The organism is Enterococcus hermanniensis, assembly GCF_001885945.1.
Classification (GTDB): Bacteria; Bacillota; Bacilli; order Lactobacillales; family Enterococcaceae; genus Enterococcus_A; species Enterococcus_A hermanniensis.
Map to the genome: position 1 here is coordinate 64,032 of NZ_JXKQ01000009.1, position 16,464 is coordinate 80,495.

Here is a 16,464-nt window from a genome sequence, read left to right on the forward strand (position 1 = left end):
GTGGCAAATGCATATTCGAAAGCTGGTGTCGATGTTGATGCTGGTTATGAAGTGGTAGAAAGAATCAAAAAACACGTGAAGAAAACAACTCGTTTAGGAATGATGGGGGCAATTGGAGGTTTTGGGGGGTGTTTTGATCTTAGTGAATTTAAGTTGAAACAGCCTGTATTGGTTTCTGGGACCGATGGTGTCGGAACAAAATTAATGGTTGCCATTGAAGCAGATAAGCACGATACAATTGGCATAGATTGTGTTGCTATGTGTGTTAACGATATCGTAGCACAAGGAGCGGAGCCGTTGTATTTTTTAGACTATATCGCAACAGGGAAAACTATTCCTACACGGTTAGAGCAAGTAGTAGCGGGGGTTGCTGAAGGCTGTGTTCAAGCAGGAGCCGCTTTGATTGGTGGCGAGACAGCCGAAATGCCGGGAATGTATACAGGAAATGATTATGATTTAGCCGGCTTTTCCGTTGGCTTGGCAGAAAAGGAACAATTGATAACGGGAGATACTATTCAAACGGGAGATCTTTTAATTGGTTTACCTTCATCGGGGATTCATTCGAATGGTTATTCTTTAGTACGCAAAATATTTTTTGAAAAACAAAAATTTTCTATTGTAGAAGAATTACCAGAATTAAACCGTCCGTTAGGTGAAGAACTTTTAGAACCCACCCGAATATACGTGGCTGCTGTTTTACCATTGATTAAACAAAACTTGATTAATGGTATCGCCCATATCACTGGTGGTGGATTTGTTGAGAATCTCCCGCGAATGTTGCCAGAAAAATATGCATGTGAAATTGATTTGGATACGTGGCCGATTTTACCAATCTTCAAAGCCTTAGAAAAATATGGAGAAATTACTGAGCTGGAAATGTACGAAATCTTTAATATGGGTATCGGTATGGTAATAGCGGTGTCACCAGAAAAATTAGCAACAGTGAAAGCCGATCTAGCTAAACGGGGAGAAAGTTATTACACTATCGGCCGTATTGTTGATAAACAAGCATCATCGATTACTTTTAATGAGGCGATTCGATGAGATTTGCTGTGTTAGCTTCAGGGAATGGCTCAAATTTTGAAGCAATTGCTCAAGCCGTTGAAACAGGACATATTGAAGCCGAATTAGCATTGCTTTTTTCTGATCATCAGGATGCTTATGTTTTAGAACGAGGGAAAAATTTTTCGATTCCAACAGAGACATTTGGATTGAAAAACTTTCCTAATAAAAAAGCCTATGAGGAAGCTTTACTTAAGTTGCTAAAGACTTATGAGATCGACTTAGTGGTTTTAGCAGGTTACATGCGAATTGTGGGTGACGGATTACTCGAAGCTTTTCCTAAAAAAATTATAAATGTCCATCCGTCGTTGCTGCCAGCATTTCCTGGTTTACATGGAATCAATGATGCGTATCAAGCCGGAGTTAAGGAAACCGGCGTTACGATTCATTATATCGATCATGGTGTGGATACGGGTCCGATCATTGCCCAAGAAAAAGTGACTCTTGATCCAAGAGAGAGTTTAGAAACATTAGAACTAAAGATTCATCAAGCGGAACATGAATTGTATCCGAAAGTTTTAGCGAAGGTAATCAAAGATTTAAAGAAAGCAACTAGCAAAAAAGACTAGCGTAAATAAGGAGTGTCATTGATGACAAGAGCATTGATCAGTGTGTCAGATAAAACAGGTGTTGTAGCATTTGCCCAAGGACTAATCCAAGCGGGAATCGAGATCGTTTCAACCGGTGGAACAAAAAAAATCTTAGATGAAGCAGCTATCCCGACTTTAAGTATCGATCAAGTGACGGGGTTCCCAGAAATGATGGATGGACGTGTGAAAACATTGCATCCTAAAATCCATGGTGGATTGTTAGGTAGAAGAGATCTTTCAAGTCATCAAGCAGCGATGAAAGAGCATGATATTCAAGCCATCGATTACATTTGTGTCAATCTCTATCCTTTTAAGGAAACCATTTCTAAAGTAGAAGTGACTGAAGAAGAAGCGATTGAGAACATCGACATTGGTGGACCGAGCATGTTGCGTTCAGCAGCTAAAAACTTTACAGCAGTTACAGTAGTAGTTGATCCAAGTGATTATGCATTAGTTTTAGCTGAAATAGAAAATGAACAACAGACGACACTTGCTACTCGTAAACGATTGGCTGCGAAAGTTTTTCGACACACCGCGGCTTACGATGCGGTGATTGCCGAATATTTAACTGATTTAGTGGCTGAAGTCGAGCCAGAAAAGCTAACGTTGACCTATGATCTGAAACAAACATTGCGCTATGGAGAAAATAGTCATCAAAGGGCTTCCTTTTATCAATCGGCAGTACCTACTCCGTATTCGATTGCTAGTGCTCATCAATTACATGGAAAAGAACTTTCCTATAATAATATTAAAGATGCAGATGCAGCGCTCCGCATTGTCCGAGAATATACTGAACCAACGGTTGTTGCGCTTAAACATATGAATCCATGTGGCATCGGTAGTGGATCGACGATTTCAGAGGCTTATCAATTTGCCTATGAAGCTGATCCCGTATCAATTTTTGGGGGTGTGTTAGTCGCAAACCGAGCAATTGACTTAACGACTGCTCAAGAAATGCATAAATTATTCTTAGAGATTATCATTGCACCAAGCTTTGAAAAAGCAGCGTTTGAACTATTGGCCAAGAAGAAAAATGTCCGCTTATTGACACTAGCTTTTTCCGATGAACATCAGCAAACGCCCGAGGTAGTCTCTGTTTTAGGTGGTCTTTTAGTTCAAGAGCAAGACATTATTGCTGAGCTTCCAAGTGAATGGCAAGTAGTCACTAAACGTCAACCGTCAGAAAAAGAGTTAGAAGCATTAGCATTTGCATGGAAAGCCGTCAAACATGTCAAATCAAATGCTATTGTTATAGCAAATGAAAAACAAACCCTTGGAATTGGTGCGGGCCAGATGAATCGCGTAGGTTCAGTGAAAATCGCATTGGAACAGGCAAAAGATCAAATGGACGGAGCGGTTCTTGCTAGTGATGCCTATTTTCCAATGAATGATAGTGTTGAATATGCGGCACAACACGGTATCAAGGCGATTATTCAACCAGGGGGAAGCATTCGTGATCAAGAGTCTATTGATATGGCAGATAAATACGGTGTAGCGATGGTCTTTACAAAGGTTCGTCATTTTAGACATTGATAGGCAGGAGAGATAAATGAAGTTACTAATTATCGGCAGTGGTGGGCGTGAACACGCGATTGCTAAAAAAATGTTGGCAAGTCCGAAAGTGACCACAGTCTATTGTGCAAAAGGAAATCCTGGGATGGAAAAAGACGGTATTCAACTTGTTGATATTCCAGAAAGTAATCATTCAGCGTTAATCCTGTTTGCTAAAGACAATAACATTGATTGGACATTTGTGGGGCCTGAAATTCCATTATTGAATGGGATCGTCGATGAATTTCAGTCAGCAGGCCTAAAAATATTTGGTCCGAATAAAGCGGCGGCGATGATTGAAGGATCAAAAGAATTCGCTAAAAAAATAATGGATCAAAATGATATTCCAACAGCAGCTTATCGTACATTTGATAACTTTGAACAGGCAAGTAATTATATAAAAGAAGTCGGGGTCCCGATTGTTATTAAAGCCGACGGTCTAGCTGCAGGTAAAGGGGTAGTAGTTGCACAGACAGAAGTTGAAGCGTTTCAAGCGCTAAAAGACATGTTGACAGATCATCGTTTTGGAGCGAGTGGAAATAAAATAGTGATTGAAGAATTTTTAGCAGGAGAGGAATTTTCGTTATTAGCATTTGTAAAAAATGAAAAAGTTTATCCAATGGTAATCGCCCAAGATCATAAACGTGCGTTCGATGGTGATCGTGGTCCGAATACCGGTGGAATGGGCGCATATTCTCCTGTTCCGCAGATCTCAGACTCAATAGTCGCCCAAGCAGTAGAAGAAGTATTAAAACCTGCTGCTAAAGGAATGGTTGCTAATAAGACACCTTTTACCGGGATCCTTTATGCTGGATTGATTGTCACTACAGAAGGACCGAAAGTCATCGAATTTAATGCACGTTTTGGAGATCCAGAAACACAAGTTGTGTTACCAAGATTAACAAGTGATTTAGTCCAGGTAATCGAAGATTTATTTAATGGGTATGACCCAGAATTGACATGGAGTAAAAAGACAGTAGTCGGGGTTGTTTTAGCTGCAGAAGGTTATCCGAATGATTATAAAAAAGGAATGGTTTTACCAGAATTTGATCAAGAAACTAAAGTTTACTATGCCGGAGTTTCGGCTGATAAAAATCGCTTAATAGCCTCTGGTGGACGCGTTTTTTCTGTTGTAACTGAGGCTGATTCATTAGCTGAGGCACAACTGAAAGCTTACCAAAAGTTGGCGGAAGTAGATACTGCTAATTATTTTTATCGGAAAGATATTGGTACTAAGGCCTTAATTTAATACTAGCAAGAGAGCAATTACTGATTGCTCTCTTTTTTTTTAGGTTAAAAAGTTGAAGTCGAAAAAATGACAGTCGTGTTTAAAAATGGTAAACTAAAAATGAAAAAATAGTTAGAAAAAAATATTAAAAATGAAAAAAAAGGGTGGAAATTATTTATATAAGTGTATACAATAGTTAAGGCTATTTTGTAAAAAAATGGAGTGAAAGAGGTGAAAACCATGAAAAGCGACCATTCCAGAACAAATAATGAAACACGTGAATTACAAGAGATATTCTCTGGTTTACCCAACTCACAATATCTAAAAATTCTATTGGCCCAAGTAATTCGCCATTACGATCCTGAAATCAAATATATTTTCCAGAAACACGTTGGTTGGCAGTTAGTGATTAAGCAATCAGAAGGATTATTATGTCGAATTAAAATTCATAAAGATTATTTTTCAGTCGTTACACCTTTTCCTGATTTTGGTATTAAGTATTTAACTCCGATGGTTCAAGTCATGTCGTTAGAATTCAAAGAAAAATTTGAAGAAGTTACCGAAAATACCCAACAGATCGAAATGAAAGTAACCAATGAAGAAGAGATGGAAGATGTTATCTTTTTAATAAGTTTACAAGCTAAAAAATTACGTAATCCTGTCGTTTAGTACATAATGTTCGTGTTTGTTCTAAAATTATGCCGAATGGCCTTGATTTTTGTCTGAATATGTTGTAAATTACATAGGGCGATAGCGCCTTATGTTTTTTTATTTTTATTTATTGGAGGCCATTATGAAAGTATTTGATTATGAAGATATTCAATTGATTCCAAATAAGTGTATTGTTGATAGTCGTTCAGAATGCGACACAACGGTTCAATTAGGAAAATTTACATTTAAGATGCCAGTGGTACCAGCTAACATGCAAACGATTATTGATGAAACGATCGCAGAATTTTTGGCAGAAAATGGTTACTTCTATATTATGCATCGTTTTTATGAAGAAGAAAGAATTCCCTTCATCAAGAAAATGCAATCGCGTGGCTTATTCACTTCAATCAGTGTCGGGGTGAAAGAATACGAATATGATTTCGTTAAACAATTAGCAGCAGAAAAATTAAATCCAGATTTTATCACGATTGATATCGCTCACGGTCATTCTGATGCTGTGATCAATATGATCAAACATATCAAAGTTCACTTACCAGAAACGTTCGTGATTGCTGGAAATGTTGGAACGCCTGAAGCGGTAAGAGAATTAGAAAATGCGGGTGCTGATGCAACAAAAGTCGGCATTGGACCGGGAAAAGTATGTATCACAAAAATTAAAACAGGTTTTGGTACTGGTGGCTGGCAATTGGCCGCCTTAAGTTGGTGTGCCAAAGCAGCACGTAAACCAATCATTGCAGATGGGGGCATCCGTACACATGGTGATATTGCTAAATCAATTCGATTCGGCGCGACAATGATCATGATCGGTTCACTATTTGCAGGTCATGAAGAGTCACCTGGTGAAACAATGGTTGAAGACGGTGTATTTTATAAAGAATACTTTGGTAGTGCTTCTGAATTCCAAAAAGGTGAGAAGAAGAACGTTGAAGGAAAGAAAATCTGGATTCCTTACAAAGGTTCATTAAAAGATACCTTAGTCGAAATGCAGCAAGACCTACAATCATCGATTTCTTATGCTGGCGGCAAAGACATCGAAGCATTACAAAAAGTTGATTACGTCGTGGTAAAAAATTCTATTTTTAATGGTGATACAATTTAACAGGAATTTTCATTTTTTATATTTTTACAGACCTCATGGTATATGGGGTCTTTTTTTTTATTAAAAAAAGATTAAAAATATGGTGGCAAAAAAATAAAGTTTGTGTTTTAATTTACTTTAACAATTTATTAAAAGGTGGTTAATTTTTTATGAAAAAACAAAAAGTGATGTCGAAAGTTTTTGTGAATAAAATTCTGGCAGGTACAGCGACGGGAGTCATTATTGGTTTGATTCCTAATGCCGTATTAGTTGGGGTTTTAAAATATCTTAGCCAGTATCGTCTAGCTACTACGATCGGTCAATCAGCCATCATTTTTCAAATCGCTACTCCGTTGATCATCGGGGCCTTGATCGCCTTACAGTTTGAATTTTCTCCAATGAATCTGATGGTGGTCGCTGGAGCATCATTTGTAGGTTCGGGGGTTGTAAAGTTTACACCTGACTTGGGTGAAAATGGACTTTACGTTGGAGCGGGAACGGGGGATATTATCAATACGATGATCACTGCTTCGCTTGCTGTTTTACTAATACTTTTCGTTGGTGATCGTTTTGGATCAGTCGCCATCGTCTTAACACCCATCGTTGTAGGTGTCGGAGCTGGAACGATTGGTTTTTACCTGTATCCCTATGTGACGGCAATCACTTCAACAATCGGAAAAATTATTAATAATTTTACTACGTTACAACCTTTATTAATGTCGATTTTAATTGCTTGTTCTTTTGCATTTTTGATTATCTCGCCAATATCTACAGTCGCAATTGGAGCTGCGATTCAATTAAACGGTATTTCTGCTGGGGCTGCTGCTATGGGCGTAGCTGCCACAACCATTGTATTAGTCGTCAATTCATGGAAAGTTAATAGATCAGGAATAACCATCGCCATCGCTTTAGGAGCGATGAAAATGATGATGCCCAATCTATTTAGAAAACCCATTATTTTAGTTCCCTGTATAGTAACAGCCGTAATTTGCTCCGTCCCTGTTGCCTTATTATCTATTTCTGGAACACCAGGATCAGCCGGATTTGGATTAGTGGGATTAGTAGGGCCATTAGCTTCTTTGGATGCTGGTTTAAACATCGGTTGGGACTTGATTTGTTGGTTAGTTATTCCAGTTGCTGTTGCTTTGCTTTCACAAATTATTTTTGAAAAAGGGTTGAAATTATATAATAGAGAAGATGTATTTAAATTTTTAGGCTAAAAATTTATACGTATAAATTCAATTTGCCTTTGTTAATTTGAAAATAGCAAATGTATTCCATTTAATTAAATTGTCAAGTTATCCTTTCAAATAGAGAACGTTCGTTCTATAATGGTTTATGGACGAAAACAAGGAATTATTGGAGGTATTATGAATCCCAAAGAGTTAAAAGAATATATTGATGAAAAGGCACCGAATGCATATGAAACTTTTTTTGCTAGTGCAAAAGAATATCAAAATGAAAAAAATCAAAAAAGACAGCCTGCGAAGCGTTGGAATGAACGGAAAGTAGACCGTAGTGTTGAAAAAATGTGGGATGGTGTGATTAGTACCATTCACAATTCTTTATCGCTGAATATAAAAGGTGAAGACCGTAAAAGCTATGAAGCTTGGGTGGAATTTATCGAAAAAAGTGAATTTTTAGTTAGTTTTGAGGAACAAATTGCAGAAATAGAATTTGAATAAATTAGATCATTTTTGAAATACTATTTTCAAATTGTTATTATGATTAAATAGTTTTAAAAGCAAAGGAGATAGTATTTTGAGTGAAATTAAAAAAATCGATAGTACTGATTTGAAACAACTTCAAGAAATTGGTATTCGGACGTTTACTGATACCTTTGGAAAAGACAATACCGAAGAAAACTTAAACAACTATTTAAAATCAGCATATGCCGATCAAGTATTAATTGATGAAATCAATACCAAAGGTTCTGAGTTCTATTTTATCTATTTGAATGCTAGAGTGGCTGGGTATTTGAAATTAAATGTCGGTTCAGCGCAAACGGAAACTTTTGCCAAAAATGGACTTGAAATTGAACGAATTTATATTGATCCTGATTTTAAACGAAAGGGATTAGGGAAAAAACTATATGAACTGGCAGTCAAAAGAGCACTTGAGCAATCAAAAGATTCTATTTGGCTTGGCGTTTGGGAACACAATTTGGCTGCTATGGAATTTTATAAAAAAATGGGCTTTGAAAAAGTCGGACAGCACTCATTTTTCATGGGTGAGGACGAGCAAATCGATTTCATTATGCAGAAGAAAATTTAATTAGCACTAAAAACGAGTATCGATCCTGAGCGAACGATACTCGTTTTTATATTTAAAAGTAGAGGAGTCGCATCTTTGAAAATAATATCAAAATTATTTTGTTAGTTACTTGCTGTGAAACTTTATTGACAGTGCTGTTTGATTGGGTTAGCTTTAAGTCATCCAATAATAAATGAGGGATAATTATGTGGACGTTAACTGAGAATAAATCAATACCTATTTATCAGCAAATTATGGAGCAAATCATTGGCTATATTCAGGCTGGGACGTTGCAACCTGGAGACCATTTGCCAGCAGAAAGAAAATTGGCTGATTTTTATCAAGTGAATCGATCAACCGTTGTCCATGCGTTAGATGAATTAGTCAGTCTTGGTTGGGTTATCAGGATGCAAGGTAGCGGAACGCTTATCAACGAAGGAAATTGGGGGCGCAGTACGATGCCGCGCGTCGATTGGCGTAGTTTTTTTACTCAAGATAGCTCGCGTAAGGATCCCTATGCGGAAAAACTTCAGCAGTTACTGCCAGATCCAACGGCGGTTGATTTTTATTCTGGGGAACTGCCATTAAGTTTGATCCCAGATTTTCGTTTTCCATCTTACACGTGGGAAGAATTATTGTTAGAAGAGCGAAAACAGGGAGCTTTAGGGTATCAGCCGTTGCAACAAGTAATTTGTGAACGGATTAAGCGCGAACAAAAAATTGAAGTTTCTTCTGAGCAAGTATTGATTACCTCAGGAGCTCAACAAGCAATGTTTTTATTACTTCAAGTTATGCTGCAAAGTGGAGATAGCGTTGCTATCGAAGATCCATCTTTTTTGTATTCATTGCCAATTTTTGCCAGTGCTGGAATCAAACTTTATGGAGTAGAATTAGATAATCAAGGAATGCGGATCGATAAATTAGAACAATTGATTTTGACTAAAAAAATCAAATTAATCATTATTAATCCAACATTTCAAAATCCGACAGGAACGACGATGTCTGAAAAAAGACGTTTAGAACTAATTGCGCTCAGCCAAAAGTACCAGATACCGATCGTAGAAGATGAAGTGTTCAGCGAACTGAATTTTCAAATCGTTCCGGCTTCCTTAAAAGAGCTAGCCCCACACCAAGTGATTCATTTAGGCTCGTTATCAAAAATCTTTGGTTCTTCAATTAAAATCGGTTGGATTATAGCTGATCAAGATTTAATTCAGCGATTATCAGAAGCAAAACAAATGATGGATTTTTCGATCAGTGTTTTTCCTCAAGTCATCGCATACACAGCGCTTAAAGATCCTCAATTTGAAGCACATCAAAAAAAGTTAGTTCAGACTTTGAGAGAAAGAGCCACTGATTTTGAAGAACAAGCGAAATGCATTGCAGCTGATTGGGAAATTTCGACGATTTGTGGTGGTATGTATGTGTACCTAAAATGGAAACATCAGAAGTTGACCCGGAAAGATTGGGATGTATTTATTAAACAAAAAGTATTGATTGCCCCCTCGTTTTTATTTAGTAGTGATACGATGGCGATGCGCATAAATTATACCCGCATGGATCAACAAAATCAGCAACTATTTTTTGAAAGATTACAGAAAATTTCAACTGAATTAAGGAGAAAGTAATTAATATGGATGCATTGGAAGTAATGAAGCACCATCGATCATATCGCCAGTTTGATCAAGAGTATCAATTATCAGATGATCAATTAAAGCAAATTTTACAAGCAAGCCGCCAAGCACCTAGCTGGATGAATGGTCAAATGTACAGCATTATTGTTGTGAAAGACCATAAGATACGTGAGCAATTAGTTGAATTGAATCCAGGAAATCCTCATATGCTCCAAAGTTCGGTCTTCTTAATTTTTTGTTGCCGATTTGCATCGGACTGAAAAAGTAGCCCGACACTATCAGGTCGATTATTTGATTGAAGAAAGTGTCGATCCTTTGATCACGGCGGTAACGGATGCCGCTTTAGCTTTGGAAAATGCAGTCATCGCAACGGAAGCCTTAGGATTAGGGTCCGTGGTAGTAGGATCGATCCGTAAAGATATCGAAAAAGTAAGTACATTGCTAAAATTACCTGAAAGAGTTTTTCCGATAGTTGGATTAAGTATTAGAAAACCGATCGTGGAAATGAATCTCAAACCTCGCCTTCCAGAAGCGGCAGTGATTCATTATGATACGTACCAAGAGTATGATTACAATGCAATTAAAGCGTATGATGATACGATGGAAAAATTTGCCGAAGCGCGTGAGACGAAACGATGGAGTAAGAAGTTCGCAGATTATTTTAGTAGTTCCCCAAATAAAAAGGTCGATGCATTTCTGAAAATAAACAAATTTTTTCATTCTAATAATTGACAGGCCTATGTAAGTAATTTATAGTTAATATGAAAGTTAAATAATTGTTAGGTGAGGCTCCTATATGGACACAGGCTACTGCCCAAAAATGTCGAGAGACGCCAATGGGTAGAACAGGGATCATCGTGAAGGTGATTCATAACGTAGCTGACAAATTCTGTCTACGCCCTATAGTGCTAAAGCTCGACGATGAACATCGATGGATTTTTCGCGTGTGCTCATTTTCGAGTATGCGTTTTTTTGCGTGCTATTTAATGGGAGTAATCGTTTTAAAGATAGAAAAAGCATAGAGAGTGCTCTAAAAAAGAGAGGATGTGAGGAAGATGGATCATGAGGACAGTCGACCCAAAATTGAATATAGTAGGGCGACTTTGGTTGTCCTGAAATTTAGGAGGAACCACTATGATGAACAAAAAAAACCTTCTTGCTCGCAAAGTCAACAAGGATCAAGAACTTAAAAAATCAGCACTTTTATCTGACCGTGATTTATTTTTGAATTTACGTACCTCGATGCAAGGCCTTTCTGAAGAAGATGCACAAAGCCGTTTGGAAGAATATGGTCCTAATGAAGTATCTGCACAAAAACCAACACCGGGGATTCTATTATTTTTACATGCCTTTAAAGATCCTTTCGTTTATGTATTGGCGTTATTAGCTATCGTTTCTTTAGCAACAAATGATGTTGAAGCGGCGGTTGTAATGACAATCATGATTTTAGCGAGTGTGTTAATTACTTTTATTCAAGAGTACCGTTCACAAAAAGCGAGTATTGAACTAAAAGAAATGATCGAAAATACTGCAGCGATTACTCGAAATGGTGAAACAAAAGAAATTCCGATGGATGAAGTTGTTCCTGGTGACATTTTGACGTTAGCGACTGGCGATATGATTCCAGCAGATGCCGTTTTGATTTGGACAAAAGATTTATTCGTCAACCAATCATCGTTAACGGGAGAATCAATGCCTGTTGAGAAATACTTAAGAGAAATTCGTGAAGTAACAGAAGAAACAACAGCATTGGACTTAACGAATCTTGTGTTTATGGGCACGGATGTTTTAAGTGGTCAAGGGAAAGCAATTATTTTAAAAACAGGTCAGCAAACCTTCTTTGGTGATATCGCTAAAAATGCCACGACAAAACGAGGTAAAACATCGTTTGACATTGGCTTAGCCAAAGTAAGCAAATTATTATTACGGATGGTTTTAGTCCTATTCCCATTAGTTTTCTTAATCAACGGCTTAACAAAAGGTGATTGGAGTAGTGCATTCTTCTTTGCAATCGCTGTGGCTGTTGGATTAACTCCTGAGATGTTGCCAATGATCGTAAGTTCGAACTTGGCTAAAGGGGCATTAACGTTATCTAAACACAAAGTGATCGTTAAAGAATTGGCTTCGATCCAAAATTTAGGGAGTATGGATGTTCTCTGTACAGACAAAACCGGAACAATTACCGAAGACCGGGTCGTTTTAGTTCAGCATCTAGATCCTTTAGGAAACGAAAATGAACAAGTATTAGATTTGGCGTTTATGAATTCAAGCTATCAAACGGGTTGGAAAAACCTAATGGATATTGCGGTAATCAATTTTTTTGAAGAACAACAACGGCATTTACCTTATCAAACGGTCAAAAAAATCGATGAGATTCCATTTGATTTCTCACGTCGTCGCTTGACTGTGGTAATGAAGGCTGATGACCATCAATTGATGATCACAAAAGGTGCGGTGGAAGAAATGGCCTCCGTCTGTAAATATGTCGAAATTAATGGTGAAACGATGGAACTGACGCCAGAAATTCGGCAAGAATTACAAGCAGTCAATGAAAAAATGAATCGCCAAGGAATGCGTGCCATTACAGTAGCTGTTCGTCGAGATGCGCATGATGAAGCCATTTATTCGACAGAAGATGAAAAGGATATGACCTTAGTCGGCTTTATGGGCTTTTTAGATCCCGCAAAAGCTTCAGCAAAACCAGCTATCAAATCATTGCAGCAACATGGGGTCGCGGTAAAAGTATTGACCGGTGACAATGCAATTGTTGCTCAAAAAGTTTGTCAAGACGTGGGTATTCCAGTAGACAGCTTTATTTTGGGCAATCAAGTGGATCAAATGTCAGAAGAAGAATTGCAACAAGCGGCAGAGACCACCAATTTATTTGCAAAGCTTAATCCAATGCAAAAATCACGGATTATCGAAGCGCTCCAAACGAAAGGCCACACAGTGGGTTTTATGGGCGATGGTATCAATGATGCGCCAGCATTAAGAAAAGCGGATGTCGGGATTTCAGTTGATACAGCAGCAGATATCACGAAAGATGCTAGTTCGATTATTTTATTAGAAAAAAGTTTAGGCGTTTTAGAAAATGGGGTCATCGAAGGGCGACGTGTATTCAGCAATATGATGAAATACATTAAGATTACGATCAGTTCAAACTTTGGAAATGTGTTTTCTATTTTAGTTGCTAGTGCCTTTCTTCCATTTCTACCTATGTTATCGATTCAATTGTTATTACAAAATCTGATTTATGATATTGCTCAATTGACAATCCCTTGGGATAACGTAGATGAAGAAGAGTTGAGTGTACCAACAAAATGGGAGACACGAGGTTTATTAAAATTTACCGTTTGTATCGGGCCAATCAGTTCAATATTTGATCTTTTGACTTTTTGGATCATGTGGAGCGTTTTTGGGGCAAATACCGTTGGAATGCAAAACTTATTCCAAACGGGTTGGTTCATGGTCGGCCTTACAACGCAATCATTAGTAGTATTAATGGTAAGGACTAAAAAGATTCCGTTTATCCAAAGCCGTCCAGCACCACAAGTTTTTATTAGTTCGTTATTAGCGGTAGTTGCTGGTGCGGTGGTCGTTTTAAGCCCATTAGCCGCTCAGTTTGATTTTGTTTCCTTGCCTAACACTTATTGGTTATGGTATATCGGCATCGTTATTGCTTACATGATAGCTACCCAATTAGGAAAAGTATTATATATAAAACTTGCAAAAGAATGGATTTGAAATGTAACAGAAGAAGGTATAGCCTTCTTCTGTTACTTTTTTTTGTGAAAAAATGTAACAATTATTTTTCAATGTATTATAAATCACAAAATAAATGGCCCTTTTATTTTCATGGTTTTCAAAAGAAAGCTTAAAATCAGTATCTAGTACGTTTTTGATTTTTTCAACAATTAATGACCAAATAAATACTTTTAAAATAATGAAATGAATTTCACAACCATTAAAAGTGAAACGCTTCAATTACTTCATAAATGGCGAGCAAGTTTGTTGTCAATTGAATATAAAAATGCTACTTTAGAAAGGAAGGGGCAACAGCAATAATACAGATTGACTTGCTGTAGCACTACGAACAAAACTTAACTTATTTAAGAGAGGAAAGTGTGACACCATGGCAGAAAAAAAGTTATCAATTGATTTTGAAGCCTTACTAAAAGATGTAAACGCGGATTTCCCCGTGTATCAAGCGCTGGATGAAGATGGAAAAGTAGTAAATAAAAACCTTGTTCCTGACTTGTCAGATGAAGAACTTGTTGAATTAATGACCTCAATGGTTTGGTCGCGAGTATTGGATCAACGCTCAACAGCTTTGAACCGCCAAGGTCGGTTAGGTTTCTTTGCGCCGACTGCCGGTCAAGAAGCCAGCCAATTAGCGAGTCAATTTGCTTTTGATAAAGAAGATGTTTTATTACCTGGTTATCGTGATGTCCCACAATTGATCAAACATGGTCTACCATTAAAAGAAGCATTCTTATGGTCTCGTGGACACGTAGCTGGAAATAATTATCCAGAAGATTTAAAGGCTTTACCACCTCAAATCATTATTGGTGCTCAATATGTACAAGCGGCTGGTGTAGCATTAGGCTTGAAAAAACGTAATAGTAAAAATGTTGTCTTTACTTATACTGGTGATGGTGGCTCATCTCAAGGTGATTTTTATGAAGCAATCAACTTTGCAGGTGCCTATCATGCAAACGCTGTATTTTATATCCAAAATAATGGCTTTGCTATTTCGACTCCACGTGAAAAACAAACAGCTGCTAAAACTTTAGCTCAAAAAGCTGTTGCAGCAGGAATTCCTGGTATTCAAGTCGATGGAATGGATCCGTTAGCTGTTTATTATGTTTCGAAAAAAGCACGTGAATGGGCAGCCAACGGCAATGGTCCGGTATTAATTGAAACATTAACGTATCGTTATGGTCCCCATACTTTATCTGGTGATGATCCAACTCGTTACCGTAATAAAGACATGGATGATGAATGGACGAAAAAAGATCCATTAGTTCGTTTCCGTAAATACTTAACTGAAAAAGGGTTATGGTCAGAAGAACAAGAAGAAAAAGTGATTGAAGCTACTAAAGAAGAAATTAAACAAGCAATTACCGAAGCTGATCGTGTACCAAAACAAAAAGTTTCTGATTTCTTGAAAAATATGTATGAAGTACAACCGCAAAATATTAAAGAACAAGTTGAATTCTATGAAGCGAAGGAGTCGAAATAATCATGGCACAAAAAACAATGATCCAAGCAATTACAGATGCCTTAGCTCTGATGCTTGAAAAAGACAAAGAAGTTTTAATTTTCGGTGAAGATGTCGGTAAAAACGGCGGTGTTTTCCGTGCGACAGAAGGTCTTCAAGAAAAATTTGGCGAAGATCAAGTTTTCGATACGCCTTTAGCTGAATCAGGAATTGCCGGACTTGGTTTTGGACTGGCGTTACAAGGTTTTCGCCCAGTTCCAGAAATCCAATTCTTTGGCTTCGTTTTTGAAGCAATGGATGAAATTGTAGGGCAAATGGCTCGTACACGTTATCGGATGGGGAATACACGTAATTTACCAATTACAATTCGTGCGCCTTTCGGTGGGGGTGTTCATACACCTGAACTTCATTCAGACAACTTAGAAGGTTTGATGGCACAATCACCTGGTTTACGCGTGGTGATTCCTTCGAATCCTTATGATGCAAAAGGACTATTGATCGCTTCAATCCGCAACAATGATCCAGTTGTTTTCTTAGAACATATGAAACTTTATCGTTCATTCCGTGAAGAAGTTCCAGAAGGAATTTATGAAGTTCCGTTGGATAAAGCAGCCGTTACAAAAGAAGGTAGTGATATCTCAATCATTACTTATGGTGCAATGGTCCGTGAAGCAATCAAAGCGGCCGATAATTTAGCGAAAGACAATATCAATGCCGAAATTATTGACTTACGTACAGTCGCTCCGTTAGATGTGGAAACAATTATCAAATCAGTTGAAAAAACTGGCCGTGTAGTTGTTGTTCAAGAAGCTCAAAAACAAGCCGGTGTTTCTGCTCAAGTTATTTCTGAGATTTCAGAACGAGCGATCCTTTCTTTGGAAGCGCCAATCGGTCGTGTTTCTGCTCCGGACACTATTTTCCCATTCGGACAAGCTGAAGGTATTTGGTTACCAAATGCAGCAGATATCGAAGCAAAAGCGCGAGAAATCGCAACATTTTAATTTGATTTACTGTTACCATTCGTCGAAATACAGCCTAAATGTGTTTTGATGAGTGGTACTTATAATGGAGACAAGCGGTTTATTTTTTGAAAAATAAATACACTAGTAAAAATAAGGAGCGAATATCATGGCTTATCAATTCAAATTACCGGATATTGGTGAAGGAATCGCAGA

General features: G+C 37.6%; 13 protein-coding genes, 1 pseudogene and 1 riboswitch. All 14 genes and pseudogenes read left to right on the plus strand.

What is annotated here, in order from left to right; all coding sequences use genetic code 11:
• The 14 genes and pseudogenes from purM to RV04_RS10360 all read left to right on the plus strand — a co-directional run bounded on the left by purM (nt 1) and on the right by RV04_RS10360 (nt 16,290).
• On the plus strand, nt 1–1,044 hold the full coding sequence (gene purM / locus RV04_RS10295) for a phosphoribosylformylglycinamidine cyclo-ligase (protein WP_071858380.1): 1,044 nt from the start codon (nt 1–3) through the stop codon (nt 1,042–1,044).
• Entirely contained in the window at nt 1,041–1,631 is a 591-nt protein-coding gene (purN, locus tag RV04_RS10300) for a phosphoribosylglycinamide formyltransferase (protein ID WP_071858381.1), read from the plus strand. The genes purM and purN overlap by 4 nt, the downstream gene beginning before the upstream one ends.
• A gap of 21 nt (nt 1,632–1,652) precedes the next feature.
• Complete coding sequence (gene purH / locus RV04_RS10305) at nt 1,653–3,185, plus strand: bifunctional phosphoribosylaminoimidazolecarboxamide formyltransferase/IMP cyclohydrolase (RefSeq protein WP_071858382.1); 1,533 nt, start codon at nt 1,653–1,655, stop codon at nt 3,183–3,185.
• A 16-nt stretch (nt 3,186–3,201) separates the two neighbouring features.
• The gene (gene purD / locus RV04_RS10310; protein WP_071858383.1) at nt 3,202–4,452 is read left to right on the plus strand and encodes a phosphoribosylamine--glycine ligase; all 1,251 of its coding nucleotides are present in this window, start codon (nt 3,202–3,204) and stop codon (nt 4,450–4,452) included.
• Between the two features lie 219 nt (nt 4,453–4,671).
• Nucleotides 4,672–5,100, plus strand: coding sequence for a DUF3788 family protein (locus RV04_RS10315; protein ID WP_071858384.1), 429 nt, complete (start codon nt 4,672–4,674; stop codon nt 5,098–5,100).
• A 124-nt stretch (nt 5,101–5,224) separates the two neighbouring features.
• Complete coding sequence (gene guaC / locus RV04_RS10320; RefSeq protein ID WP_071858385.1) at nt 5,225–6,202, plus strand: GMP reductase; 978 nt, start codon at nt 5,225–5,227, stop codon at nt 6,200–6,202.
• 149 nt (nt 6,203–6,351) lie between these two features.
• Entirely contained in the window at nt 6,352–7,401 is a 1,050-nt protein-coding gene (locus RV04_RS10325; RefSeq protein ID WP_071858386.1) for a PTS sugar transporter subunit IIC, read from the plus strand.
• Nucleotides 7,402–7,551: 150 nt separating this feature from the next.
• A complete protein-coding gene (locus RV04_RS10330; protein ID WP_071858387.1) occupies nt 7,552–7,866 on the plus strand; it encodes a hypothetical protein in 315 nt (104 codons plus the stop codon).
• A gap of 76 nt (nt 7,867–7,942) precedes the next feature.
• A complete protein-coding gene (locus RV04_RS10335; protein ID WP_071858388.1) occupies nt 7,943–8,455 on the plus strand; it encodes a GNAT family N-acetyltransferase in 513 nt (170 codons plus the stop codon).
• A gap of 185 nt (nt 8,456–8,640) precedes the next feature.
• Nucleotides 8,641–10,062, plus strand: a complete 1,422-nt coding sequence (locus RV04_RS10340) for an aminotransferase-like domain-containing protein (protein WP_071858389.1) — start codon at nt 8,641–8,643, stop codon at nt 10,060–10,062.
• Nucleotides 10,063–10,067: 5 nt separating this feature from the next.
• A pseudogene (locus tag RV04_RS10345) lies at nt 10,068–10,800 on the plus strand (nitroreductase family protein).
• A 36-nt stretch (nt 10,801–10,836) separates the two neighbouring features.
• Nucleotides 10,837–11,001: riboswitch (M-box (ykoK) riboswitch) on the plus strand.
• Between the two features lie 204 nt (nt 11,002–11,205).
• A complete protein-coding gene (mgtA, locus tag RV04_RS10350; RefSeq protein WP_071858395.1) occupies nt 11,206–13,812 on the plus strand; it encodes a magnesium-translocating P-type ATPase in 2,607 nt (868 codons plus the stop codon).
• A gap of 388 nt (nt 13,813–14,200) precedes the next feature.
• The gene (gene pdhA / locus RV04_RS10355; protein WP_071858390.1) at nt 14,201–15,310 is read left to right on the plus strand and encodes a pyruvate dehydrogenase (acetyl-transferring) E1 component subunit alpha; all 1,110 of its coding nucleotides are present in this window, start codon (nt 14,201–14,203) and stop codon (nt 15,308–15,310) included.
• A 2-nt stretch (nt 15,311–15,312) separates the two neighbouring features.
• Nucleotides 15,313–16,290, plus strand: a complete 978-nt coding sequence (locus tag RV04_RS10360) for an alpha-ketoacid dehydrogenase subunit beta (protein WP_071858391.1) — start codon at nt 15,313–15,315, stop codon at nt 16,288–16,290.
• Nucleotides 16,291–16,464: the final 174 nt, after the last annotated feature.

Excerpts from the sequence above, each read along its gene's own strand:
- purN (WP_071858381.1), top strand. The coding sequence starts at position 1,041 with ATGAGATTTGCTGTGTTAGCTTCAGGGAATGGCTCAAATTTTGAAGCA.
- purH (WP_071858382.1), top strand. The coding sequence starts at position 1,653 with ATGACAAGAGCATTGATCAGTGTGTCAGATAAAACAGGTGTTGTAGCA.
- purD (WP_071858383.1), top strand. The coding sequence starts at position 3,202 with ATGAAGTTACTAATTATCGGCAGTGGTGGGCGTGAACACGCGATTGCT.
- RV04_RS10315 (WP_071858384.1), top strand. The coding sequence starts at position 4,672 with ATGAAAAGCGACCATTCCAGAACAAATAATGAAACACGTGAATTACAA.
- guaC (WP_071858385.1), top strand. The coding sequence starts at position 5,225 with ATGAAAGTATTTGATTATGAAGATATTCAATTGATTCCAAATAAGTGT.
- RV04_RS10325 (WP_071858386.1), top strand. The coding sequence starts at position 6,352 with ATGAAAAAACAAAAAGTGATGTCGAAAGTTTTTGTGAATAAAATTCTG.
- RV04_RS10330 (WP_071858387.1), top strand. The coding sequence starts at position 7,552 with ATGAATCCCAAAGAGTTAAAAGAATATATTGATGAAAAGGCACCGAAT.
- RV04_RS10340 (WP_071858389.1), top strand. The coding sequence starts at position 8,641 with ATGTGGACGTTAACTGAGAATAAATCAATACCTATTTATCAGCAAATT.
- mgtA (WP_071858395.1), top strand. The coding sequence starts at position 11,206 with ATGAACAAAAAAAACCTTCTTGCTCGCAAAGTCAACAAGGATCAAGAA.
- pdhA (WP_071858390.1), top strand. The coding sequence starts at position 14,201 with ATGGCAGAAAAAAAGTTATCAATTGATTTTGAAGCCTTACTAAAAGAT.
- RV04_RS10360 (WP_071858391.1), top strand. The coding sequence starts at position 15,313 with ATGGCACAAAAAACAATGATCCAAGCAATTACAGATGCCTTAGCTCTG.